Source organism: Martinezella multihospitum (genome assembly GCF_900094585.1).
GTDB classification, from domain to species: domain Bacteria; phylum Pseudomonadota; class Alphaproteobacteria; order Rhizobiales; family Rhizobiaceae; genus Rhizobium; species Rhizobium multihospitium.
Map to the genome: position 1 here is coordinate 38,798 of NZ_FMAG01000005.1, position 22,309 is coordinate 61,106.

Here is a 22,309-nt window from a genome sequence, read left to right on the forward strand (position 1 = left end):
ACAACACTGTAAAACTGAAGTTTATATGGACGTTGGAAGTGCGCCACGCTATCCATGCTTCCATGAAAAAAGGTGATCATCTCTTCCTCGTCGACGGCTCCGGTTTCATATTCCGGGCCTTTCACGCCCTGCCGCCGCTGACGCGCAAGTCCGATGGATTGCCCGTCGGCGCCGTCTCCGGTTTCTGCAACATGCTGTGGAAGCTTTTGACCTCGGCGCGAGATACCTCGGTCGGGGTGACGCCGACGCATTTCGCCGTCATCTTCGACTATTCCTCGAAGACCTTCCGCAAGGAGATTTTCCCGGAATACAAGGCAAACCGCGCGGCACCGCCGGAGGAGCTGATCCCGCAATTCGGGCTGATCCGCGAAGCGACCCGTGCCTTCAATCTGCCTTGTATCGAGACCGACGGCTTCGAGGCCGACGACATCATCGCCACCTATGCCCGACAGGCGGAGGCAGCCGGCTCCGATGTGACCATCATCTCGTCCGACAAGGACCTGATGCAGCTCGTCACGCCAATGGTCCACATGTATGACAGCATGAAGGACAAGCAGATCGGCATTCCTGATGTCATCGAGAAATGGGGCGTGCCACCGGAAAAGATGATCGATCTGCAGGCCATGACCGGCGATTCGGTCGACAACGTGCCGGGCATACCCGGCATCGGCCCGAAGACCGCGGCGCAACTGCTGGAAGAATTCGGCGACCTCGACACGCTGCTTGCCCGCGCCGACGAAATCAAGCAGCAGAAGCGCCGCGAAAACATCATCGCCAATGCCGAGCTTGCTCGCATATCCCGCCAGCTGGTGACGCTCAGGACCGATGTGCCGCTGGAGCTTGATCTCGATGCGCTGGTGCTGGAGCCGCAGAACGGCCCGAAGCTGATCGGCTTCCTGAAGGCGATGGAATTCACCTCGCTGACGCGCCGCGTTGCGGATGCCTGCGATTGCGATCCCGCGGCGATCGAGCCCGCCGTCGTCAAAGTCGAACTGGCTGAGAGTGCGCACGGCCCCGATCTCGACGCCGGCGAAAATGCCGAGCTTGTTGCAGGCAGCGAGGTTACGGCCGAGGGAGCCTCCGTTCCGGCACCGGCGGTAAAGCCGCGCCTGGCCGTCGAGGGGCTTACGGAACCGGCCGCACTTGCCAACGCAAGGGCGGCAAGCTTCGCCACTGCTCCGATCGATCATTCAAAATATGTGACCATTCGCGATATTGCCACCCTCGATCAATGGATCGCGGATGCGCGCGAGACCGGCATCGTCGCCTTCGATACCGAAACGACGTCGCTCGATGTCATGCAGGCCGAAATCGTCGGTTTCTCGCTGGCGGTCGCTGATAACCGCAATGATCCCACGGGCAGCTCCATCCGTGCCGCCTATGTCCCGCTTGCCCACAAGACCGGTGTAGGCGATCTGCTCGGCGGCGGCCTGGCCGATAATCAGATTCCGCTGCGCGATGCTCTTGCGAGGTTGAAGGACCTTTTGGAGGATACCTCCATCCTGAAGATCGCGCAGAACCTCAAATACGACTATCTGCTGATGAAGCGCTACGGCATCGAGACCAAGGCGTTCGATGACACGATGCTGCTCTCCTATGTGCTCGATGGCGGCTCCAACGCCACGCATGGCATGGACAGCCTCTCCGAGCGCTGGCTCGGCCACAAGCCGATCGCCTACAAGGACGTTGCCGGCAGCGGCAAATCCAATGTCACCTTCGATCTCGTCGATATCGACCGCGCCACCGCCTATGCCGCCGAGGATGCCGATGTGACGCTGCGCCTGTGGCTGGTGCTGAAACCACGACTTGCAGCAGAAAAACTTTCGGCCGTCTACGAGCGGTTGGAGCGGCCTCTCGTGCCGGTGCTTGCGCATATGGAAGAGCGTGGCATCACCATCGACCGGCAGATCCTGTCGCGCCTTTCGGGCGAGCTGGCGCAGGGTGCCGCCGCTCTCGAGGACGAGATCTATACGCTCGCCGGCGAGCGCTTCAACATCGGCTCTCCGAAGCAGCTTGGCGACATCCTCTTCGGCAAGATGGGACTGGCCGGCGGCAGCAAGACGAAGACCGGGCAATGGTCGACCTCGGCACAGGTGCTGGAGGATCTGGCGGCGGCCGGCTTCGAACTGCCGCGCAAGATCGTCGACTGGCGCCAGCTCACCAAGCTGAAATCGACCTATACCGATGCTCTGCCGGGCTACGTCCATCCCGAGACGAAGCGCGTGCACACATCCTATTCGCTGGCCTCGACTACCACGGGGCGTCTGTCGTCCTCCGAGCCGAACCTGCAGAATATTCCGGTGCGCACGGCGGAAGGCCGCAAGATCCGCACGGCCTTCATCTCGACGCCCGGTCACAAGCTGGTTTCCGCCGACTACAGCCAGATCGAACTGCGCGTGCTGGCGCATGTCGCCAATATCCCGCAGCTCAAGCAGGCTTTCGAAGACGGCATCGACATTCACGCGATGACGGCGTCGGAAATGTTCGGCGTTCCGGTCGAGGGCATGCCGAGCGAAGTTCGCCGCCGCGCCAAGGCGATCAACTTCGGCATCATCTACGGCATCTCAGCTTTCGGTCTTGCCAACCAGCTGTCGATCGAACGTTCGGAAGCCGGCGATTACATCAAGAAGTATTTCGAGCGCTTCCCCGGCATCCGGGACTACATGGACGGTGCCAAGCAGGCCGCGCGCGACAAGGGTTATGTCGAGACGATTTTCGGCCGCCGCATCCATTTCCCGGAAATCCGCTCCTCCAACCCCTCCGTCCGTGCCTTCAACGAGCGCGCCTCGATCAACGCTCCGATCCAAGGGTCTGCGGCAGACGTCATTCGCCGCGCCATGATCAAGATGGAGCCGGCGCTGGCTTCAGCCGGGCTCGGTGATCGCGTGCGCATGCTGCTGCAGGTGCACGACGAACTGATCTTCGAAGTCGAGGATGCCGATGTCGAACGCACGACGCCGATCATCGTCTCGGTCATGGAAAATGCCGCCATGCCGGCGGTCGATATGGCCGTGCCGCTGAAGGTCGATGCCCGCGCCGCAAACAATTGGGATGAGGCCCACTGAGGCTCTCAATCCCGACCTCCTGAGCTTATCGAAGGGGCGGGCGGGAAAGCAAAATCAGTATTTAGCCGCAAGGCTAAGTGCTAGATTTTGCAAGGGCGGGGGCGGACAGGGGCAAGCTGAACCCTGAGACGATTTACGCAAGAAAAGGCCCCTCTCTTGCAATTTCAATGGCTTAGAAATTGCGCCAAGCTCCGGAGTATGCGGAGCCTTCGGTATCGCAATTTCTAAGCCATTGAAATTGCTTTCTCGCCCGCCAGGGGCGAGATTGGGCGGCTTCAGCGCTCTTACTTCCGGACCAACGCTTCCAGCACGGAAATGATCGCGCGTTCCGCCTCTTCGAGCGTGCCGCTGTTGTCGATATCGGCGACGTCGTAGCTGCCCTGAACGGTCAGGGAGCTTCTTTCCAGCCGCTTCAGCACGTCCTCGCGGCTTTCGCGTCCGCGCGCCATCAGCCGTTCGGCAAGCACGTCGCGTGACGCCGTGATGTTGATGACCTTCAGACGCGGGAATGCAGCCTGGAAATGATGCAGCGCCGAGCGCGAGCCATTGGCGATGACCAGATTGCCTCGCGCAAGTTCAGCGAAGATATCGGCTGGGATGCCGTATTTCAGCCCATGCGCCTCCCAGGACACGGCAAAGGCGCCAGTCTTCTCCATCGCATCGAAGTCGGCATCGGAAACGCTTCTGTGATCTTCGTTGCCGGCCTCGCCATCGCGGGTGATGACGCGGCGGACGAAGTGAATATCGGGCCGGCCGGCGAAATGCCGGGCAGCCAGGTTCATCAGCGTATCCTTGCCGGCACCGCTCGGGCCGACGACAACAGCCAACGTGCCCGAAGCGGCATCCGACAAGCCGTCATGAGCCGGCTTGGTGTTGGCGTCCGCGCTCATGCGACCCGCCGTCCTTCCCGCCAGACCGACCGCGTGACCGGCACGCCGTGGTCGCGGCGAACGCGCACGAGATCGGCGCGCAGGCCTTCGGCAATGCGGCCGCGGTCGTTCAGGCTGACGGTTCTTGCAGGCGTCGCCGTCACCATCGCAATCGCCTGCGGCAGCGAGATGCCCTCGACTTCATCTGCCAGGATGAAGGGCGCGTGCAGCAGGCTGAGCGGCACGTAATCGGAGGAAAGAACATCGAGTACGCCAAGCTCGGCAAGATCGCGAGCGGCGATATTGCCCGAATGCGACTTGCCGCGCACGATGTTCGGCGCGCCCATCAGCACGCTCATGCCGGCGCCATGCGAAGCCTTTGCGGCTTCGACGCTGGTCGGGAATTCGGCGAGGCGAACGCCATAGTGGATGGCTTCGTCGACATGGGCAAGCGTCGCGTCGTCGTGGCTGGCGACGGTGATGCCGCGCTCGGCGCAGACCTTGGCGATCGCGTCGCGGTTCGGTGTGGCGTACTTTGCCGATTCTTCCTGCCGCTTGGCGACGAAACGGGCAAAGACCTCATCGCTCAGGCCGCGCTTCTTCTGGTAGTAGAAGATGTACTGATCCATGGTTTGGAACTGGCGCTGGCCCGGCGCATGGTCCATCAGCGAGACCAGACGGACGTAAGCATCCTTCTCGAAATCCTGGAAGTGGTCGAGAACGTTGTCGGAGGAGACTTCGCAGCGCAGGTGGATCAGGTGGTCGGCGCGCAGGCGGTCTTCGCGCTGGGCTGCCTGAATGGCGTCGGCCATGTCGCGCATCTCGCCCTTTTCGAAACCGCCATCCTCGTCCGAGCCCATGCGCAGGCAGTCGAACACCGTGGTGATGCCTGATGTGACGACCTGGGCGTCATGGGCCTGGATGGCAGCCGTCTTGTTCCAGCGCACGCCTGGGCGCGGAGAGTAATGCGCTTCCAGATGGTCGGTATGCAGCTCGACCAGACCGGGAATCACAAAGTCACCTTCGAAATCCTCGCCGACTGCAGACTTGCCCTCGGAAATGGCGGCGATGCGACCGTCGCGGATCAGCACGGAGCCTTCGACGATCTGGTCTTCGAGGACGATGCGGGCGTTGGAAAGGACGGTTTCTTTGGTCATGTCAGGTCTTTCACTTTGAAGCGCCGGTCAGCGGCAGCCAGGAACGGACGGTAAAGGGAGCGCCGCGCTCATCTTCGGCGAAGATCGCGAGGCCGGAAATGTCGAGCGGCTTGCCGGTGTGCTCGGCGAAGCGCTCGGCGAGGATTGCCTGCAATTCGGGCTGACGCTCGGAGGGCACGCGTCCCGTCAGCGTCATGTGGAAGCGGAACTCGTCGTTGACGTAAGGATAGCCCCAGCGCAGCAGGTTGGCGCGCTGTGGTTCGGTGAGTCCCTCCGGCTTGCGCCGGGCAATGTCATGGTCCGAAAGCGGCGCGCGGAACGGCTCGAAGGTCTTGACCACGCGTGAGGCGAAATCCTGCAGCGGCTGGTAAAGCGAGCCGGGCACCAGCGCGAAGAAATGGCCGAGCTGGCCAAGCACAAGCTCGGGAATGGTGAAGGCTTTGGTCTGCGCGGCGAATTCCGCGGCAACCTCGAGCAGATCGCGCTCGGTCACCGAGGCGGCCAGCTCGAAAGGCGCCTTCAGCGTGGCATGGAAACCGTAGCGGCGCGGATCGTCCGTCAGCTCCGCATGGCCTTCCGGCACGGGTCCCATGGCTTTGTCGGAAAAAATCTCATTGGAAAATGCATCGCGGCCCAGCCAACGGGCGGCAAGCGACGTCAACGGGTCGTCTTTGGGCGGCGTGAAATAGAGAGCATAGCGCAAGGCTGCATTCCTTGGAAAAATCGGCTGCGCGGGACACTGTTGGGTGATTTGCGACAAACCGCAAGAGCAGCAAGGCAGCAACGATTCGAATCCGGCTAAAGCCGGCTTGACCGTTACGGTCTTGCCGGCCTGCGCTACCGGATTCCCGTGACAGAATGATGATGCGGAACGATTTTTTCTGGTTCTTTTTTATCTGACCCGCGTCCCCATCAGCCGCGAGCGCAAGGCGTTGGATGCGGCATCGAACAGGAAGACGACGATCAGGATCAAAAGCACCATATAGGCGACATTTTCCCAGTTGGCATTGGTGCGCATGGCTTCCCAAAGTTTGAGGCCGATGCCGCCCGCACCGACGGCGCCGATGATGGTCGCGCCGCGCACATTCGATTCCCACTGGTAGAGCGTCTGGCTGACGATGACCGGAACGATCTGCGGCATGATGCCGTAGCGATGCACGAGAATGGTCGGCGAGCCGGTGGACTTCACGCCTTCGCGCGGCTTGTTGTCGATGTTCTCAAGGCCCTCGGAATAGAGCTTGCCGAGCGTGCCCGTCTCGGTGAGGAAGATCGCGCCGCTGCCGGCGAGCGGGCCGGGGCCGAAGGCGCGGGTCAGGAACAGTGCCCAGATCAGCATGTCCACCGAGCGCAGGAAGTCGAAGAAGCGCTTCAATATCTGATTGAGCAGCCGGTTCGGCGTGATGTTGCGGGCGGCCAGGAAGGCGAGCGGGAAAGCCGCGAGCGAACCGAGCAGCGTGCCTAGGAAGGCCATAACGATGGTCTGGAACAGCTTGGTCCAGACGTCGCCATGCTGCCAGGCGCCATTGTTCCAGATATTGTCGAAGGCCAGCGAGAGATTGGACTGAGCAGGGTCCAGCCGTGGCCCGGAAACGATCAGGCCGATGACCTCGCTCGCCGGCTTGTCGAAGAAGGGCGAGTGTGTGTCGAAGACGAAATTGGCCCAGCCGATGAAGCGCTTGCGGATCTTCACGCGATCCGAGGAGATGCTGGCATCGCCGGCAAAGCCGAGGTTGACCAGGATATTGTCGTCATAGACGGTCATCCAGCTGGGAACGGGCTCGGAGCCGACGAGCTTCGGCGTGTCGCCGGTAATGTCGATCGGGATGGTGATGCCATGCGCCGTGACGATCGCCTGCGTCTTCGTCACCGTCACCGTGCGGCTTGTGCCGCTGACGGAAACCGTCATGCTGCCGTCGGGGTTGGTCTTCACCCAATCTGGGTTCGGATTGTCGCCCAGCGGCGAGAAGCGCGGATATTTGATGCTGATCTTGTCGCCGGAGATGCGGAACTCCGGTTGCACGTCATAGCTCACCCATTCACTGAGATAGATGCCGACGCGCTCCCAATGCGCTTCCGAGATGACCTTCGGCAGATCGAAGAACCATACGGCATAGATGCCATAGAGGATGACGCCGATGAACATCATCAGCGCGCCGAAGCGCTGGCGGAAGGACCGGTGAAGGATCTCCGGATAGCGCGCTTCGATTTCCTGCATACGGCCGGCGTCGATGACGGACATGGTCAACCTCAATGCTGCAAAAGAAAGGCATGCTCGCCGACGAGACGGCGGCGGAGCCATGCGGAGAACTGGTCGACGGCGATGATGGTCACGAAGAGCAGCAGCACGAGTGCCATCGTCTTGGCGCCGAAGCCGCGCGAGATCGAAAGCTTCAGCTCCTCGCCGATACCGCCGCCGCCGACGGCGCCGATGATCGTTGAGGCGCGGACATTGATCTCGAGGCGCAGCAGCGCATAGGACATGAAGTTCGGCAGAACCTGCGGCATGGCGGCGAAGCGGACGCGCTCCGTCCAGCTCGCACCGACGGCGCGCATGCCCTCGTCCGGCTTCATGTCGATGTTTTCGACGACTTCGTAGAACAGCTTGCCGAGCGCGCCGATCGTATGCAGGCCGACGGCGATGATCGCGGCAATCGGGCCGATCGACAGGATCGCGGAGAACAGGCCGGCAATGACGATTTCCGGGAAGGCCCGCAGGAATTCCATGATGCGCTTCGTCACCAGGCGGACTGGATTAGATGGCGACATGTTGCGGGCGGCGAAGAAGGCCAGAGGCACCGCGAAGACGAAGCCGATGATGGTCGACACCAGCGCCACGTTGATGGTGATGATCATCAGCTCGAAATATTCGGGAATGTAGAAATCGCCCCAGACATAGACGCGGCCGAGCGGGAAATTGAATTCCTCACCGCCGGCGCCGTTCGCCCCATTCGGGCTCGGCAGGTCGAAAAGGGCGCGGTAGACGTCGTTCCAGTCCTTGGGGATAAGCCAGCTCAGGAAATCGAAGAGATGCGGCAGTCGCTCGAAGAAGTGGCCGGCATTGCTTTCGTCGGCGAAGCGGACCGAACTGACGAAGGCGACGAGCAGGATCACGAGGCCGATGCCGGTGTAGAGGCGGCGCTTGGCCACCATCTTGCTCCAGGCATCGCCGATCTCCTTGGCGCTCTGTGGCGCGCTTTGCATGTTCGGGTGCGTATCGGCGATCGTCATCAAATCCAGCCTTTGTGAATAGCAAAAGGGCGGCCGTTGCCGGCCGCCCAATTATCGGAATGCGGATCAGCCGCCGATGGCAGCCTTACGAACGTCGATAACGGCGTTGTAGAAGTCCGGGGTAACCTTGACATAACCCTTGAAATCGCCGCCTTCGACGGCGTTGAAGCACTTGGCGTCAGCCGTCGGGAGCTTCATGAAGAAGTCCGAAAGCTTGGCCTGCCATTCGGTGCCGAGAGCGTTGCGAACAACGAGCGGGCCGTTCGGGATCAGCGGCGAACGCCAGACTTCGACGAGCTTGTTCGGGTCGACGGCGCCCTTGTCGACTTCCTTGCGGAAGGTGCCGGAGGTGAAGCCGTCCTTGAAATCGCCAACGCCCGAGGAGTCGTCGACAGCAACGTCGACCTTGCCGTCATAGGCGGCGAGCAGGTTGTTTTCATGGCCGCCGTTGAACTGGGTCGAAGCGAAGAACTTGTCGTTCGGAACGCCGGTGGTCTTCGGGATCTGCGTCAGCGGAACGAGGTAGCCCGAGGTGGAGTCCGGGTCGGCGTAGCCGAGCTTCTTGCCCTTGGCGTCCATGATGGTCTTGATGCCGGAGGACTTGAGAGCGAGACCGATCGAGTAGTAGCCGGTCGAGCCGTCGGTCTGCTGCGTGGTCAAGATCGGGGTAACGGCCTTCGGGTCCTTGATGGCGACGGCTGCGTAGCCGGAAGCGCCGAGTTCTGCGAAGTCGAGCGTGCCGCCGAGCAGGCCCTGGATAACGCCGTCATAGTCGGCGGCCGGGAACAGCGAAACCTTCTCGAAGCCGAATTCCTTCTTCAGGTGGTCGGCGAGGCAGGCGTAGTTGCGCAGACGGTCGGCTTCGTTTTCGCCGCCGAGAATGCCAACGCGGAATTCCTTGAGATCTGCAGCGTTAGCCGCAGCGCCGGCTGCGAGCGCAACAAGCGCCGTAGCGGCAAAGAGTGCTTTCTTCAACATGGGTTCGTCTCCTGATTAACCGGTGTCCCCGGATGTCTTCGGTCTGATAGAAGAAATGCGCCCTTGACGCGGGCCTTCGATCCCGGCCGTCCCTCTCAGAGACCGGCCAGTGCCAGCGGTTGCGGGCCGGCAGATTCAGTCGTCGCGGCTTGTGCGGCCGGATCGGCGATGTTGATGGAGGTCGACGTCATGGTCTCGTCGATGCCGGCGCCGTCCTTGTCGGTGCCGTAGATTTCCTTGACGGCGGCCGCCGTCAGATCGGTAGGCTTGCCGTCGAAGACGACCTTGCCGGCCGCCATGCCGACGATGCGTTCGCAATAGTTGCGTGCCGTATCCAGCGTGTGCAGGTTTGTGATGACGGTGATGCCTTCGCGCTCGTTGATATCTCGCAGCGCGTCCATGACGATCTTGGCGTTGAGCGGGTCGAGTGAGGCGATCGGCTCGTCGGCGAGCATCATCTTCGGCTGCTGCATCAAGGCGCGGCAGATGGCGACGCGCTGCTGCTGGCCGCCGGAAAGCGTGCCGGCCATCTGCAGCGCCGTCTGCTCGATGCCGAGGCGCTCGAGCGCTGCGATGGCTTCGATACGCTCCTCGCGGGTGAAGACAGAAAGCAGGCTCATGATGGTCGAGCGATGATTGAGGCGGCCGAGCATGACGTTGGTGAGCACGTCGAGACGCGGGACCAGATTGAACTGCTGGAAGATCATGGCGCAATCGCGCTGCCAGCTGCGCAGAGCGCGGCCGCTGAGCTTCGAAACTTCGGTGCCGGAGAAATGGATGGAGCCGGAGCTCGGGTCGGCCAGACGGTTGATCATGCGCAGCAGGGTGGATTTGCCGGCGCCGGACCGGCCGATGACGCCGACCATCTGTCCTTGCGGTATGTCCAAAGTCACGGAATCGACGGCGAGCTTGTTTCCAAAGCGGCGCGAGACATTCCTGAGTTCGAACATGTTGCTTCCCTTTCGCGGCTGCCGGGCTGCAGAAATTTCAGCGATACCGGTGCAAAGAATGGGCGCGTGCCCCTGCCTCGAAAGGAGTTTCGAGGGGGCTGGCGCCAACCACAAGGCAACCGATTAGTCCCGCTTCATGAAGCTCCAATGTCAGTTTTGTGTAACTGCTGTTACAATCCGGCTCGATTTTGCAAGATTAGCCGGCTGAGAGGTTTGCTTGTCTTTAGCCGTCAAATAAGCCCGTCGGCAAACCGTCCATACTGAGGACATTCTTCTCGCGCCGGTATTCCTCAATACCATCAGGACCTTTGGCTTTAGCCCATTGATCGAGGCTCGGTCTTTCGCCTTCATAGGAAAAGAGCGGCACGCCGAAGCCGCAGGATGTCTGCACCAGATCGATGTCGAGCCATACGATCTGCCGCGCGCCGAGCGGCTCGTCTCCGGCATAATGTGTGTGCAGTAATTCGCGATATTCGGGCGACGATCGATGGATGATCCGGCCGCGGCCATAGAGGCGCAGGATCATCGGCGGTCCCTCAACCGCGCAGAACATGATGGTCAGCCGGCCGTCAGCCTTCATATGGGCAGACGTCTCGTTGCCGCTGCCGGTGCGGTCGAGATAGATGGCGGTATTCGGGGAGATGATGCGCAGGCACAGCGCTTCGCGCGGCGAAACATTGACACGGGACTCTGCTGTCGCCGATGCCGTAAAGAAGATGTGCTGGCGCGTGATGAAATCGCGCAGCCGGTCGTCGATGCTGGAAAACTGCTTTGCCATGAGGAACGCCTCCCGATTCCGAACTTGCAAGGCTCGTTTGAAAGCTGGATCGCCTGTCGGCGCCTTGCAAGTCCGATGAGGGTAGAAACCGTTCTCAGGCCTCGTAGCGATCCAGAAATTCTTCCGCTGAAAGGGCGCGGAAATCGGCGAGCGCCGTGCGCAGGCGGTCGTGATCCCAATCCCACCATGAAAGCCTGTCCATGCGCGCTCCAACCTCAGGCGTGAAGCGCTCGCGGATCAGCTTCGCTGGTACGCCGCCGACGATAGTGTACGGAGCCACGTCCTTGGAGACGACGGCGCCTGCACCGATGACGGCGCCATTGCCGACCGTGACGCCGGGCAGCACGGTCGCGCCGTGGCCGATCCAGACGTCGTGGCCGATCACGACCCGGTTGTCGCGCCGCCAGGTGAAGAAATCCGTCTCCATATCGGCATCTGGCCAATAATCGGCGGCGCGATAGGTGAAGTGATGGAGCGTCGCGCGCCAGGTCGGATGGTTGGTGGCGTTGATGCGCACGGCGGCGGCAATGTTGACGAATTTGCCGATCGTCGCGCACCAGACGCCGCCATCCTGCATGATGTAGGAATAGTCGCCGATCTCGACTTCATCAATGCGGCAGCGATCCGACACCTCGGTATAGCGGCCGAGCGTCGAGTTGTTGACGCTCGCCGAAGCGCTGATGAAGGGCGTTTCGCCCAATTTCCTGCTCATGCGGCTGCCTTTCGCGGCGAAAATTGCGAGACGTCGAGAATGCGGCTGCCGACGGCCTCGCGCACCTCCTCGTCATGGAAGATGCCGAGCAGTGCGACGCCTGCTTCCTTCTTCTGTTCGATCATGTCGACGACGACGGCCCGGTTGCGGGCATCGAGCGATGCCGTGGGCTCGTCGAGCAGCAGGATGGCGTGATCGGTAATGAAGCCGCGGGCGATGTTGACGCGCTGCTGCTCGCCGCCGGAGAAGGTGGCGGGCGGCAGCTGCCAGAGTTCCTGCGGCAGGTTCAGCTGGGCCAGCAGCTCCGCTGCCCGTTCGCGGGCTTCGGCCACGGCCACACCACGGGCCACCAGCGGCTCGGCAACCACATCGATGGCGGCGACGCGCGGCACGGTGCGCAGGAACTGGCTGACATAGCCCATGGTCTGACGACGCACGTCGAGCACGGTGCGCGGGTCGGCCGTCGCAAGATCGACGATCCTGCCTTTATGGGTGACGAGGATCTGGCCGCTGTCGACGGCGTAGTTGCCGTAGATCATTTTCAAGAGCGAGCTCTTGCCGATGCCGGAGGGGCCGCCGAGCACGACGCATTCGCCCGAGGCGACGGAGAAGGAGACATCGGCAACGACAGGCAAGCGAATGCCGTCGCGCAGATGCATGGTGAAGCTTTTGAAGACTTCGGAAACGACGAGTGGGGTTGCCATGTTATGTCCTCAGACCTGCAGGATCGAAGAGACCAGCAGTTGCGTATAGGGTTCGCGCGGATCGTCGAGTACGCGGTCGGTAAGGCCGTGCTCAATGACCTGGCCGTCCTTCATCACCATCATGCGGTGCGAGAGCAGCCGGGCGACGGCGAGATCGTGGGTGACGATGATGGCCGAGAGGCCGAGATCGTTGACGAGGCCGCGCACCAGATCGAGCAGGCGGGCCTGCACGGACACGTCAAGGCCGCCGGTCGGCTCGTCCATGAAGACGAGGCGAGGGCCGGTCACCAGATTGCGCGCGATTTGCAGACGCTGGCGCATGCCGCCGGAGAAGGCGCGTGGCTGGTCATCGATGCGGTCGGCATCGATCTCGACCCGCTCCAGCCAGTCGATGGCGGTGTTGCGGATGTTGCCGTAGTGGCGGTTGCCGATCGCCATCAGCCGCTCGCCGACATTGGCGCCGGCCGAAACCGTCATGCGCAGGCCGTCGGCCGGGTTCTGATGCACGAAGCCCCAGTCGGTCCGCATCAGGAAGCGACGCTCGGCTTCGTTCATACGGAACAGGTCGCGATAGGCCTCGTCGCGCATATGGTATTCGACGCTGCCCGTTGTCGGCAGCAGCCGTGTCGAGATGCAGTTGAGCAGCGTCGTCTTGCCAGAGCCGGATTCACCGACGATGGCGAGAACCTCGCCGGGCCAAAGCTCGAAGGACACGTCGCGGCAGCCGATGCGGCTGCCATAGAATTTCGAGATGTCCTTGACCTTGAGAAGCGGTGAGTCACTCATTCGGCAGCCTCCTTGCTACCCGGCAATCCATCGGATGCCAGCATCGTACCGGCATGGCCGTGAGCACGACGGTCTTCGCAGAAATCGGTGTCGGAGCAGACGAACATGCGGCCGCCCTTGTCGTCGAGGATCACCTCGTCAAGATAGACCTGTTCGGCGCCGCAGAGCGCGCAGGGCTTGTCGAAGCGCTGCACCTCGAACGGATGATCCTCGAAATCGAGGCTAACGACTTCGGTATACGGCGGTACTGCATAGATGCGCTTTTCACGGCCGGCGCCGAAAAGCTGCAGCGCATCGGACAGGTGCATTTTCGGATTGTCGAACTTCGGCGTCGGCGACGGATCCATAATGTAGCGGCCGGCGACCTTGACCGGATAGTCATAGGTCGTGGCGATGCGGCCGTTGCGGGCGATATCCTCATAGAGCTTCACATGCATGAGGCCGTATTCCTCGAGCGCGTGCATCTTGCGCGTCTCGGTCTCGCGCGGTTCCAGGAAGCGTAAGGGTTCCGGGATCGGCACCTGGTAGACGAGCACCTGGTTCGGCCCGAGCTTGGCTTCCGGAATGCGGTGGCGCGTCTGGATGATGGTCGCCTCGTCCGTGCGGGTGGTGACAGCGACATTGGCGACCTTCTGGAAGAAGGCGCGGATGGAGACGGCATTAGTCGTGTCGTCGGCACCCTGGTCGATGACCTTCAGCACGTCCTGCGGGCCGATGATCGCGGCCGTCAGCTGCACGCCGCCGGTGCCCCAGCCGTAAGGCATCGGCATCTCGCGCGAGGCGAAAGGCACCTGATAGCCGGGAATGGCGATCGCCTTCAGAATGGCGCGGCGGATCATCCGCTTGGTCTGCTCGTCGAGATAGGCGAAGTTGTAGGTGGCCAGTTCGGTCATTCGGCTGCCTCCGTCATGGGGTCCATGCCGCTTTCGCGAGCGGCCTCGAAATCGCGGCGCATGCGCCGCACCAGGTCGAGTTCGGCCTGGAAGTCGACATAGTGCGGCAGCTTCAGATGTTCGACGAAGCCGGTTGCCTGCACGTTGTCGGAGTGGGAGATAACGAATTCCTCGTCCTGAGCCGGCGCAACGATATCCTCGCCGAGTTCTTCGGCGCGCAGCGCGCGGTCGACCAGCGACATCGCCATGGCCTTGCGCTCGCTCTGGCCGAAGACCAGGCCGTAGCCGCGGGTAAATTGCGGCGGCGCCTTGGCCGAGCCGGCGAACTGGTTGACCATCTGGCACTCGGTCACCTGGATGCGGCCGAGCGAGACGGCAAAGCCGAGTTCCGGCACATCAAATTCCACCTCGACTTCGCCGATGCGGATTTCGCCGGTGAACGGATGGTTGCGGCCATAGCCGCGCTGGGTCGAATAGCCGAGCGCCAGCAGGAAGCCCTCGTCGCCGCGGGCGAGCGCCTGCAGGCGAAGGTCACGGGTCATCGGGAATTCCAGCGGCTCGCGCGTCAGATCGCCGATCTCGTGATCAACCGGCATGGTGCCGTCGCCTTCGATCAGGTCTTCCTGGCCGAGGATTTCCGAGACGCGCATGATGCGGCCCTGCTCGGCCGGGCGCTGCATCGGCTCGTCCACGGGCTCGTCGGTCAAGAGGCTGGGATCGAGCAGGCGGTGCGTATAGTCGAAGGTCGGCCCCAGCAGCTGGCCGCCGGGCAGGTCCTTGTAGGTCGCCGAGATGCGGCGCTCAATCTTCATGACTGTGGTGTCGAGCGGCTGGGAGTAGCCGAAACGCGGCAGCGTCGTGCGGTAGGCTCTGAGCAGGAAGATCGCCTCGATCATGTCGCCGCGCGCCTGGCGAACGGCGAGTGCGGCCAGTGTCCGGTCATAAAGCGAGGCTTCGGCCATGACGCGGTCGACGGCGAGCGCCAGCTGCGCCACGATCTGGTCGATGCCGACGGCCGGCAGCGAGCGGTCGCCGCGGCGACGGTCGGCCAGCAGCCGGTGAGCATTGGCGATGGCGGCTTCGCCACCCTTAACGGCAACATACATATGTCACAACTCCGTCGCGGTGATCTTGGTGGTGCGCGGCAGGCAGAGGAATTGCCGGCCAGCCGTCAGGATGAGGTCGACGCCGCGCGGGAAGAGCGCGCGATTGTCGTTCCAGATGCGCAGCAGCGCATCCGGCAGCCCGACCGGGGCGATCATGGTCACATCCTTGATGCCGGGGCCGGAAAGCGCCAGTTGCTTGCCGCCTTCCAGGCTCTGGATTTCCAAGACGATGGTCGTCGAGCGGTCGGGATATTCCTGGGTGCCGATGCCGAACTGGCTGAAGGAGGAAAGCGCCATGCCGGCTTCGATGAAGGCGAAATGCGCTTCCAGCCGCTCGGAAATAACGGGCGCGCCGGTGTGGAAGGCCAGCCACTCGGAAAGGCTCGATCTTGCGAGGCTGTTGGAAAGCCAGACCGGCGTGTCATGATCGCAAAGCGTCAGTCCGATGGCGCCGGCGGCGATACCGAGTGGGGCAGGCGGTGCAGCATCGGCCGTGATGACCTCTATGGTTCCCGGGCGTGCCATGGCATCCATCGTCATCTTGAAGACGCTCTGCGCGTCGAAGACCGGATCGCTGAAACCGCCGGTCAGGGCCTCGTTGCCGAAAGTCGGGGTGCTGAACAGGCTCATCAATCTTCTCCGCGAACCATGGTGAAGAAATCGACGCGGGTCGCGGCCGTCTCTTCGGCGCGCTTGCGATCATATTCGGTAATGCGGTCGATGACGGGCTGCAGAACCGCTTTCTCGACGAATTCCTTGGTGGCGGATTGTTGCCACAAGGCGTCGAAGATGGCCGAAAGCCGGGCCTTTTCCCGATCGGTACCGAGCGCATGCGAATGGCCGATGGTGCCCGATGCCAGCCGTATGGTGGCCCGTGTCACCGTGACCTCGCCGAGATTGAAGGGCGAACCGCCGCCGCCGATGCGGCCGCGCACCATGACGAGCCCGGTCTCGGGGCCGCGCACCGGCTGTGCCGTCGGCTTGGTCGGCAATGCTTCCCAGGCCGCCTCGAGCTCGTCGCGCTGCGCCTGCGCCAGAAGATCGGCAACGCGCTTGCGTTCCCGGCGCTCCTGGGCGGCCGCTTCCTGCCTTTGTGCTGAATTCATCGCGCCTTCCTCTAAATGTCTATTGATATAGACAACCATACAAGATAGTCTTATATTTATTAGTGAGTCGTGACAAGCGTGTGACAGGGCGAGTGGGCGAGATGGCAGGCCAAAAGATACAGAGGCAAACGGGCGTGGCGCTCTGGCGGCAGATTGCCGACCGGATTCGCAACTCTATCAATCATGGGGATTTCGACGAGACGGGTATGGTGCCGCCGGAAACGACGCTGGCGCTGCAGTTCGGCGTCAACAGGCACACGATCCGAAGCGCGCTTGCCGCGCTGGCGCAGGAAGGCATCGTCCGGGCTGTCCAGGGGCGGGGTACGCTGATCGAGCGTAAGGAGCGCTTGAGCTTCCCGATCTCGAAGCGGACGAGATTCTCACAAGGGATCGGCGATCAGGTGCGCGAGACCCGCAGCGCGCTGCTTGCATCAGGTGAAGAGCCTGCAAGCGTGGAATTGGCCCGCCAGCTGAAAATCAAGGCTGGCGCGCCGCTGATAAGGCTCGAAACGCTCGGTCACGCGGATCATCGCCCGGTATCGCGGGCGACAAGCTGGTTCCCGGCGGATCGCTTCGGCAATATCGCCGAGGTGTACCGCGCCACCGGATCGATCACCAAGGCGTTTCGCGAGCTTGGCGTGCCAGACTATGTGCGCGTCGTCACCGAAATCACCGCGACGCATGCCGATGAGGGCGACCTCGCCGATCTGCAACTATCGCCGGGCGCCATCGTTCTAATCACCCAGGCGCTGAATTCAGATCTCGACAACGTGCCGGTGCAGTATTCGATCTCCCGCTTCGCCGCCGACAGGGTGCGCTTTACCGTCGAGAATTAGCGGCGCGATGCATTGCCCTCATCCGGCCTATCGGCCACCTTCTCCCCGCTCGCGGGGAGAAGGGGATGGACGCGCCCACAGCCTTCCCTCGACTAACCTGCCGAGACGAGGGTACGAAGGTGATCCCCTCTCCCCGTTTACGGGGAGAGGGCTAGGGTGAGGGGCTATTCCGGAACTAATTAGTCAGACGCCGCTCAATGCGCGCCGGACATGTCGCCGAGGACTTCCTTCGAGGCGACGGTGGAATCGGCCTTGAGCTTGTAGACCATCGGCACACCGGTCGCGAGGTTGAGCTCCAGGATCTGCGCCTTGCTCAGCCGGTCAAGAACCATGACGAGCGAACGCAGCGAATTGCCGTGGGCGGCGACGAGCACGTTCTGGCCGGCAAGCACGCGCGGCAGGATTTCCGTCAGGTAATAGGGCCAGACGCGGGCGCCGGTGTCGCGCAGGCTCTCGCCGCCGGGCGGCGGAACGTCGTAGGAGCGGCGCCAGATGTGAACCTGCTCCTCGCCCCACTTGGCGCGGGCATCATCTTTGTTGAGACCGGAGAGATCGCCGTAGTCGCGCTCGTTCAGTGCCTGATCCTTGATCGTTTCAAGACCGGCCTGGCCGATTTCATCGAGAATGATCTTGAGCGTGTGCTGGGCACGGGTGAGATCCGAGGTGAAGGCGACGTCGTACTTGATGCCGTAGTCGGCCAGCGCCTTGCCGCCGGTCTTGGCTTCTTCGACGCCAAGCGCGGTCAGATCGGGGTCCTTCCAGCCGGTAAAAAGATTCTTCAAATTCCAGTCGCTCTGGCCATGACGAACGAGGACGAGAGTACCGCTCATAAAATTTCTCCTTGATAGGATCGGATCAACGCGTGGAGAGCCCGAGAACATCGAGCATGGAATAAAAGCCGGGTTTCTTGTCGCGCGCCCAGAGCGCCGCCTGCAGCGCGCCGCGCGCAAACAGCGAGCGGTCGCCGGCATTGTGCGACAGCGTCACCCGCTCGCTTTCGCTGGCGAAGATCACCGAGTGATCGCCGACCACGCCGCCGCCGCGCAGGGTGGCAAAGCCGATCGTGCCGGCCGGGCGCGGGCCGGTATGGCCGTCGCGCACGCGCACGGAACTGTCATTGAGATCGACGCCGCGGCCCTTCGCCGCCGCCTGGCCGAGCAGCAGCGCCGTGCCCGAGGGCGCATCGACCTTATGGCGATGATGCATCTCCAGCACTTCGATGTCCCAGTCGTTCGAAGGGAGTGCGCGCGCTGCCTGTTCGACGAGCACGCTCAGGAGGTTGATGCCGAGGCCCATATTGCCCGATTTGACGATGCGGGCATGGCGCGCGGCGGCCTTGAACTTGGCTTCATCCTCGTCCGAGCAGCCGGTCGTGCCGATGATGTGGACGATGCGCGCTTGTGCGGCCAAGTCGGCAAAGGTGACGCTGGTTGCAGGCGTGGTGAAATCGATGACACCTTCGGCATGAAGGAACGCTGCAAGCGGATCGTCGGTAACGGGAACGCCGATCGGCCCCAGTCCAGCAATCTCGCCGGCATCCTTGCCGATGAAGGCGGAACCGGGACGCGCGACGGCGGCATGCAGGGTCACGCCGTCGGTCGCATGGATGATGCGGATGAGAGCCTGTCCCATGCGGCCCGCCGCGCCAACCACCACCAGCTTCATCGCATCGTCGCTCATGTCGTCTCTATCGTCTATTTACGGGAATTGCTTGATATCGCTGGTAGCTGCAGGTTGTTGAGCCGAGCGTAGAGGCCATTGTCGGCCGTCGCAAGCGTCTCATGGTTGCCCTCTTCGACAACCCGGCCGTTCTGCATGACGACGATCTTTTCGGCGCGGACAACCGTCGACAGGCGATGCGCGATGACGACGACTGTGCGGCCGCTCATCGCCTCTTCCAGCGCCTTCTGCACGGCGGCTTCGGATTCCGTGTCGAGCGCCGAGGTCGCCTCGTCCAAAAGCAGGATCGGCGCGTTGCGCACCAGCGCACGGGCGATCGACAGCCGCTGGCGCTGGCCGCCGGAAAGCGTCACACCGTTTTCGCCGACCGGCGTATCGTAGCCCATCGGCTGCGCCTCGATGAAATCATGGGCATAGGCAAGGCGCGCTGCTTGCTCGATCTCTGCATCGGTCGCGTTCGGACGGCCGTAGCGGATATTGTCGCGGATCGTGCCTTCGAAGAGATAGGGTTGCTGCGAAACATAGGCGAGCTGCTCCCGCAGCGACTGTTTCGTCACATGCGCGATATCCTGCCCGTCGATAAAGATGCTGCCTGCCTTCGGATCGTAGAAGCGCGGAATGAGATTGATGACGGTAGACTTGCCGGCGCCGGAGGGGCCGACGAGTGCAGTCGTCTGTCCGCCCTCGGCAGAGAAATTGACGCCGGAGAGGACGGCTTCGTCACCATAGGCGAAATGCACGTCGCGGAACTCGATGCGGGCATCGGTCACGTTCAGCGGCTTGGCATCCGGAAGGTCGCGCTGGCGCGGCTCCATGTCGAGCAGCTCGTAGATCATCCGCGCATTGACGACGGCGCGCTCCAGCTGCACCTGCAGCTTGGCGAGGCGACGGGCGGGATCATAGGCGAGCAGCAGCGAAGTGGCGAAGGAGAAGAACACGCCTGGCGAGACATTGTCGTAGATCGACCGGTAGGCCGCATAGGCGAAGAGGCTGGCGATCGCAAAGCCGGCGACGGTTTCGATCAGTGGTCCGTTGCGCTCCGAAAGCCGGGCGATGCGGTTCTGCCGGTGCTCGGCGGCGGTGATCAGCTTGTTGATCTTGCGCTCGAGCTCCTCTTCCATCGTGAAGGCCTTGACGATGGAAACGCCTTGAATGGTTTCCTGCATCGCGCCGAGCACATGGCTGTTCAACACGATCGCATCGCGCGTCGCAGCGCGCAGGCGCTTGGAAATGTAGCGCAGCGCGAAGAAGAGCGGCGGCGCAATGACGACGAAGGCGATGCTGAGCACCGGATCCTGGAAGATCATGACGCCGAGCAGCGACACGAAGGTCAGAAGGTCGCGCGCCGTCGACGTGATCGTCAGGTTCATGACGTCGCGAATGCCCGAGACGTTCTGGCTGATGCGGGCGGCGAGCTGGGCGGAGCGGGCTTCGCTGAAGAAGCCGACCGACAGCGTCATCAGATGCGAATAAAGGCGGCGCTGATAGCGGGCAATGATGTTGTTGCCGATTTTCGACAGGATGACCGACTGAAAATATCCGGCAAAGCCGCGCACCACGAAAACGAGGAAGATGCTGAAACAGATCTTCCAGGCATCGACGATATCGCGGGCGATGAAGGCGCTGTCGATGACCGATTTGACGATATAGCCGATGTAAGCAGTCGAAAGCGCAACGAGGATCAGGCAGGTAATCGCGATGGCGTAGCCGCGAATGTGATCGCGGCCGTTCTCGGCGATAATGCGCTTCAGCATGCCGGTGATGGCTTCGCTGTCGACGTTTTTGCTTTTCGGATCAGGCAATTTCAATAATCGGCTTCCTGTCTTGAACCAAGCGAGCCGCATCTGGCACGTGCTTCCGCGGCTCTATTAAAGAGTTAGCACGGCTTTGGCTAGACATGCCTTGCCGCGCTGGTTAAGGCCGATCACGGAGCCGAGCCCATTATAGAGGAAGGCGGCTCCGGCAAAAAGGCATGGCGCATCGGATGTTTCGGCGCGCCATGAGCTGTTTGGCAAGCGGTTAACGCCGCCAGCGACGGCCTTCTGTCGCAAGGCCGAAGTTTGTCGGCTTGCGGGCATAGGTCGCAAGACCGGAAAGCGCGGCAAGCGGATTGACGACCACGTGCGTGGGGATCGTCTTCATCAATTCCGTGTGTGGTGCCTTGTCCTCGAAGGCGGCGCGGAATTCCGGCTTCTGCAGCGCCGGCAGGATCTTCTGCGGGATGCCGCCGGAAAGAAAGACGCCGCCGCGCGCCATGAAGATCATGGCGATATCGCCGGCGACGCGGCCGAGATAGGTGACGAACAGCGTCAGCGTCTCCTCGGCCTGCTTGTTGGTGCCGGCAAGCGCATGGTTGGTGATGTCGGCCGGCTCCTTCAGGCTCGGCTCGATGCTGTCGGCTGCGCAGATGGCATGATAAATATTCTGGAGGCCGCGGCCGCAGATCACCTGTTCAGCAGAGATGCGGCCTTCGATGGGTTCCAGATGCGGCCAGATCTGCAGGTCGCGTTCCGTGCGCGGCCCGAGATCGATATGGCCGCCTTCGCCCGGCACCGGCACCCATTGATGCTGGGTATGAACCAGACCGCCGACGCCAAGACCGGTGCCCGGCCCGAGCACGGCGCGCGATGCAATCATGTTCCCGGATGCTTTGCCGATGGTTTGGCGATGCTCGTCGGAAATCTCGGCGATCGCGAGCGCCTGCGCCTCGAAATCGTTGATGACGAGCACGTCCTCGATGCCGAGATTGGCGATCATCGTCTTCGGACGGATCACCCAATCGCAATTCGTCAACGGAATCTCGTCACCCTGCACGGGACCTGCCATGGCGAGAATTGCCGAGCGGGGTCGGACCTTGCTGTTTTCAAGGGCGAGTTTGATCGCATCGTCGATCGTCGCGAAATTCGCCGTTTGCACGACCGGAAAATGCTCCTGTTCGGAGTCCGCATCGACGAGGATGGAAAAGCGCGCATTGGTGCCGCCGATATCGCCGATCAGGATTGGGAAAGGCAGGGGGGCATCGCTGTGATTGAGCTCGGGCATGGCCAGGTCCGTGGTCTGCCGCCGGCAAGGCGGATTAATGGTTCAGTGTTTTGATCAGCCGCTCGGCAGTGGATTCGTTGAGCGCCATCGGAATGTCGTAGAGAACGGCAAGCCGCGTCAATGCCTTCACGTCGACATCGTGCGGCATGGGCGTGAGGGGATCGATGAAGAAGACGAGCATGTCGATCTCGCCGGTGGCGATGAGAGCGCCGATCTGCTGGTCGCCACCGAGCGGGCCGCTTTTCAGACGAGTGACCTTGAGGTCGGGGCAGGCATCAAGCACGCGGCCGCCCGTCGTGCCGGTCGCAACGATAGTCCAACCGGCAAGGGCTGCCTGGTTGCGCCGTGCGAACTCCGCCATCGCATCCTTTTTCTGATCGTGCGCGATCAATGCGATGCATTTGCTGCCGGCCATGAAA

General features: G+C 62.2%; 22 protein-coding genes. 2 read left to right on the top strand and 20 right to left on the bottom strand.

Annotated features, from left to right (window positions below; all coding sequences use genetic code 11):
• Positions 1 to 62: 62 nt before the first annotated feature.
• Positions 63 to 3,065, top strand: coding sequence for a DNA polymerase I (gene polA / locus GA0061103_RS20670; protein ID WP_092714516.1), 3,003 nt, complete (start codon positions 63 to 65; stop codon positions 3,063 to 3,065).
• Positions 3,066 to 3,349: 284 nt separating this feature from the next.
• Here polA and phnN read toward each other — a convergent pair whose 3' ends face one another.
• The 15 genes from phnN to phnG all read right to left on the bottom strand — a co-directional run bounded on the left by phnN (position 3,350) and on the right by phnG (position 16,332).
• Positions 3,350 to 3,955 (bottom strand): phosphonate metabolism protein/1,5-bisphosphokinase (PRPP-forming) PhnN, encoded by a 606-nt coding sequence (gene phnN / locus GA0061103_RS20675; RefSeq protein ID WP_092714518.1) that lies wholly within the window; start codon positions 3,953 to 3,955, stop codon positions 3,350 to 3,352.
• A complete protein-coding gene (locus GA0061103_RS20680; protein ID WP_092714520.1) occupies positions 3,952 to 5,091 on the bottom strand; it encodes an alpha-D-ribose 1-methylphosphonate 5-triphosphate diphosphatase in 1,140 nt (379 codons plus the stop codon). The genes phnN and GA0061103_RS20680 overlap by 4 nt, the downstream gene beginning before the upstream one ends.
• 10 nt (positions 5,092 to 5,101) lie before the next feature.
• Positions 5,102 to 5,794 carry a DUF1045 domain-containing protein gene (locus GA0061103_RS20685; RefSeq protein WP_092714522.1) on the bottom strand — a complete coding sequence of 231 codons (693 nt, stop codon included), beginning with the start codon at positions 5,792 to 5,794 and terminating at the stop codon, positions 5,102 to 5,104.
• A 189-nt stretch (positions 5,795 to 5,983) separates the two neighbouring features.
• Positions 5,984 to 7,330: a phosphonate ABC transporter, permease protein PhnE gene (phnE, locus tag GA0061103_RS20690; RefSeq protein ID WP_092714524.1), complete on the bottom strand. Its 1,347-nt coding sequence runs from the start codon at positions 7,328 to 7,330 to the stop codon at positions 5,984 to 5,986.
• Between the two features lie 8 nt (positions 7,331 to 7,338).
• Positions 7,339 to 8,319: a phosphonate ABC transporter, permease protein PhnE gene (gene phnE / locus GA0061103_RS20695; protein ID WP_092714526.1), complete on the bottom strand. Its 981-nt coding sequence runs from the start codon at positions 8,317 to 8,319 to the stop codon at positions 7,339 to 7,341.
• A 66-nt stretch (positions 8,320 to 8,385) separates the two neighbouring features.
• Positions 8,386 to 9,297 carry a phosphonate ABC transporter substrate-binding protein gene (phnD, locus tag GA0061103_RS20700; RefSeq protein WP_092714528.1) on the bottom strand — a complete coding sequence of 304 codons (912 nt, stop codon included), beginning with the start codon at positions 9,295 to 9,297 and terminating at the stop codon, positions 8,386 to 8,388.
• 95 nt (positions 9,298 to 9,392) lie between these two features.
• Entirely contained in the window at positions 9,393 to 10,247 is an 855-nt protein-coding gene (gene phnC, locus GA0061103_RS20705; protein WP_092714530.1) for a phosphonate ABC transporter ATP-binding protein, read from the bottom strand.
• A gap of 223 nt (positions 10,248 to 10,470) precedes the next feature.
• Positions 10,471 to 11,025: a pyridoxamine 5'-phosphate oxidase family protein gene (locus GA0061103_RS20710; protein WP_092714532.1), complete on the bottom strand. Its 555-nt coding sequence runs from the start codon at positions 11,023 to 11,025 to the stop codon at positions 10,471 to 10,473.
• Between the two features lie 94 nt (positions 11,026 to 11,119).
• Positions 11,120 to 11,737 carry a DapH/DapD/GlmU-related protein gene (locus GA0061103_RS20715; RefSeq protein WP_092714534.1) on the bottom strand — a complete coding sequence of 206 codons (618 nt, stop codon included), beginning with the start codon at positions 11,735 to 11,737 and terminating at the stop codon, positions 11,120 to 11,122.
• Complete coding sequence (phnL, locus tag GA0061103_RS20720) at positions 11,734 to 12,441, bottom strand: phosphonate C-P lyase system protein PhnL (RefSeq protein ID WP_092714536.1); 708 nt, start codon at positions 12,439 to 12,441, stop codon at positions 11,734 to 11,736. Before phnL ends, GA0061103_RS20715 begins: the two co-directional genes overlap by 4 nt.
• Before the next feature lie 9 nt (positions 12,442 to 12,450).
• Positions 12,451 to 13,227, bottom strand: a complete 777-nt coding sequence (phnK, locus tag GA0061103_RS20725) for a phosphonate C-P lyase system protein PhnK (protein ID WP_092714538.1) — start codon at positions 13,225 to 13,227, stop codon at positions 12,451 to 12,453.
• On the bottom strand, positions 13,224 to 14,120 hold the full coding sequence (locus GA0061103_RS20730) for an alpha-D-ribose 1-methylphosphonate 5-phosphate C-P-lyase PhnJ (protein ID WP_092714540.1): 897 nt from the start codon (positions 14,118 to 14,120) through the stop codon (positions 13,224 to 13,226). The genes phnK and GA0061103_RS20730 overlap by 4 nt, the downstream gene beginning before the upstream one ends.
• A complete protein-coding gene (locus tag GA0061103_RS20735; RefSeq protein ID WP_092714542.1) occupies positions 14,117 to 15,226 on the bottom strand; it encodes a carbon-phosphorus lyase complex subunit in 1,110 nt (369 codons plus the stop codon). The genes GA0061103_RS20730 and GA0061103_RS20735 overlap by 4 nt, the downstream gene beginning before the upstream one ends.
• 3 nt (positions 15,227 to 15,229) lie before the next feature.
• Positions 15,230 to 15,856, bottom strand: a complete 627-nt coding sequence (gene phnH / locus GA0061103_RS20740; protein ID WP_092714544.1) for a phosphonate C-P lyase system protein PhnH — start codon at positions 15,854 to 15,856, stop codon at positions 15,230 to 15,232.
• A complete protein-coding gene (gene phnG, locus GA0061103_RS20745; protein ID WP_092714546.1) occupies positions 15,856 to 16,332 on the bottom strand; it encodes a phosphonate C-P lyase system protein PhnG in 477 nt (158 codons plus the stop codon). The genes phnH and phnG overlap by 1 nt, the downstream gene beginning before the upstream one ends.
• 101 nt (positions 16,333 to 16,433) lie before the next feature.
• On the opposite strand from phnG, the gene phnF reads away from it, so the two are divergent.
• The gene (gene phnF, locus GA0061103_RS20750) at positions 16,434 to 17,168 is read left to right on the top strand and encodes a phosphonate metabolism transcriptional regulator PhnF (RefSeq protein ID WP_092714548.1); all 735 of its coding nucleotides are present in this window, start codon (positions 16,434 to 16,436) and stop codon (positions 17,166 to 17,168) included.
• 194 nt (positions 17,169 to 17,362) lie between these two features.
• Here the strand turns inward: phnF and GA0061103_RS20755 are convergent, their stop codons facing one another.
• The 5 genes from GA0061103_RS20755 to GA0061103_RS20775 form a co-directional block, all read right to left on the bottom strand.
• The gene (locus GA0061103_RS20755) at positions 17,363 to 17,998 is read right to left on the bottom strand and encodes a 2,3-bisphosphoglycerate-dependent phosphoglycerate mutase (protein WP_092714550.1); all 636 of its coding nucleotides are present in this window, start codon (positions 17,996 to 17,998) and stop codon (positions 17,363 to 17,365) included.
• A 25-nt stretch (positions 17,999 to 18,023) separates the two neighbouring features.
• Positions 18,024 to 18,848 (bottom strand): 4-hydroxy-tetrahydrodipicolinate reductase, encoded by an 825-nt coding sequence (gene dapB, locus GA0061103_RS20760; RefSeq protein WP_092714552.1) that lies wholly within the window; start codon positions 18,846 to 18,848, stop codon positions 18,024 to 18,026.
• A 14-nt stretch (positions 18,849 to 18,862) separates the two neighbouring features.
• Positions 18,863 to 20,602 carry an ABC transporter ATP-binding protein gene (locus GA0061103_RS20765; protein WP_425349530.1) on the bottom strand — a complete coding sequence of 580 codons (1,740 nt, stop codon included), beginning with the start codon at positions 20,600 to 20,602 and terminating at the stop codon, positions 18,863 to 18,865.
• Between the two features lie 265 nt (positions 20,603 to 20,867).
• Positions 20,868 to 21,890 carry a glucokinase gene (locus GA0061103_RS20770; protein ID WP_092714555.1) on the bottom strand — a complete coding sequence of 341 codons (1,023 nt, stop codon included), beginning with the start codon at positions 21,888 to 21,890 and terminating at the stop codon, positions 20,868 to 20,870.
• A 34-nt stretch (positions 21,891 to 21,924) separates the two neighbouring features.
• Positions 21,925 to 22,305: a methylglyoxal synthase gene (locus GA0061103_RS20775; RefSeq protein ID WP_092714557.1), complete on the bottom strand. Its 381-nt coding sequence runs from the start codon at positions 22,303 to 22,305 to the stop codon at positions 21,925 to 21,927.
• Positions 22,306 to 22,309: the final 4 nt, after the last annotated feature.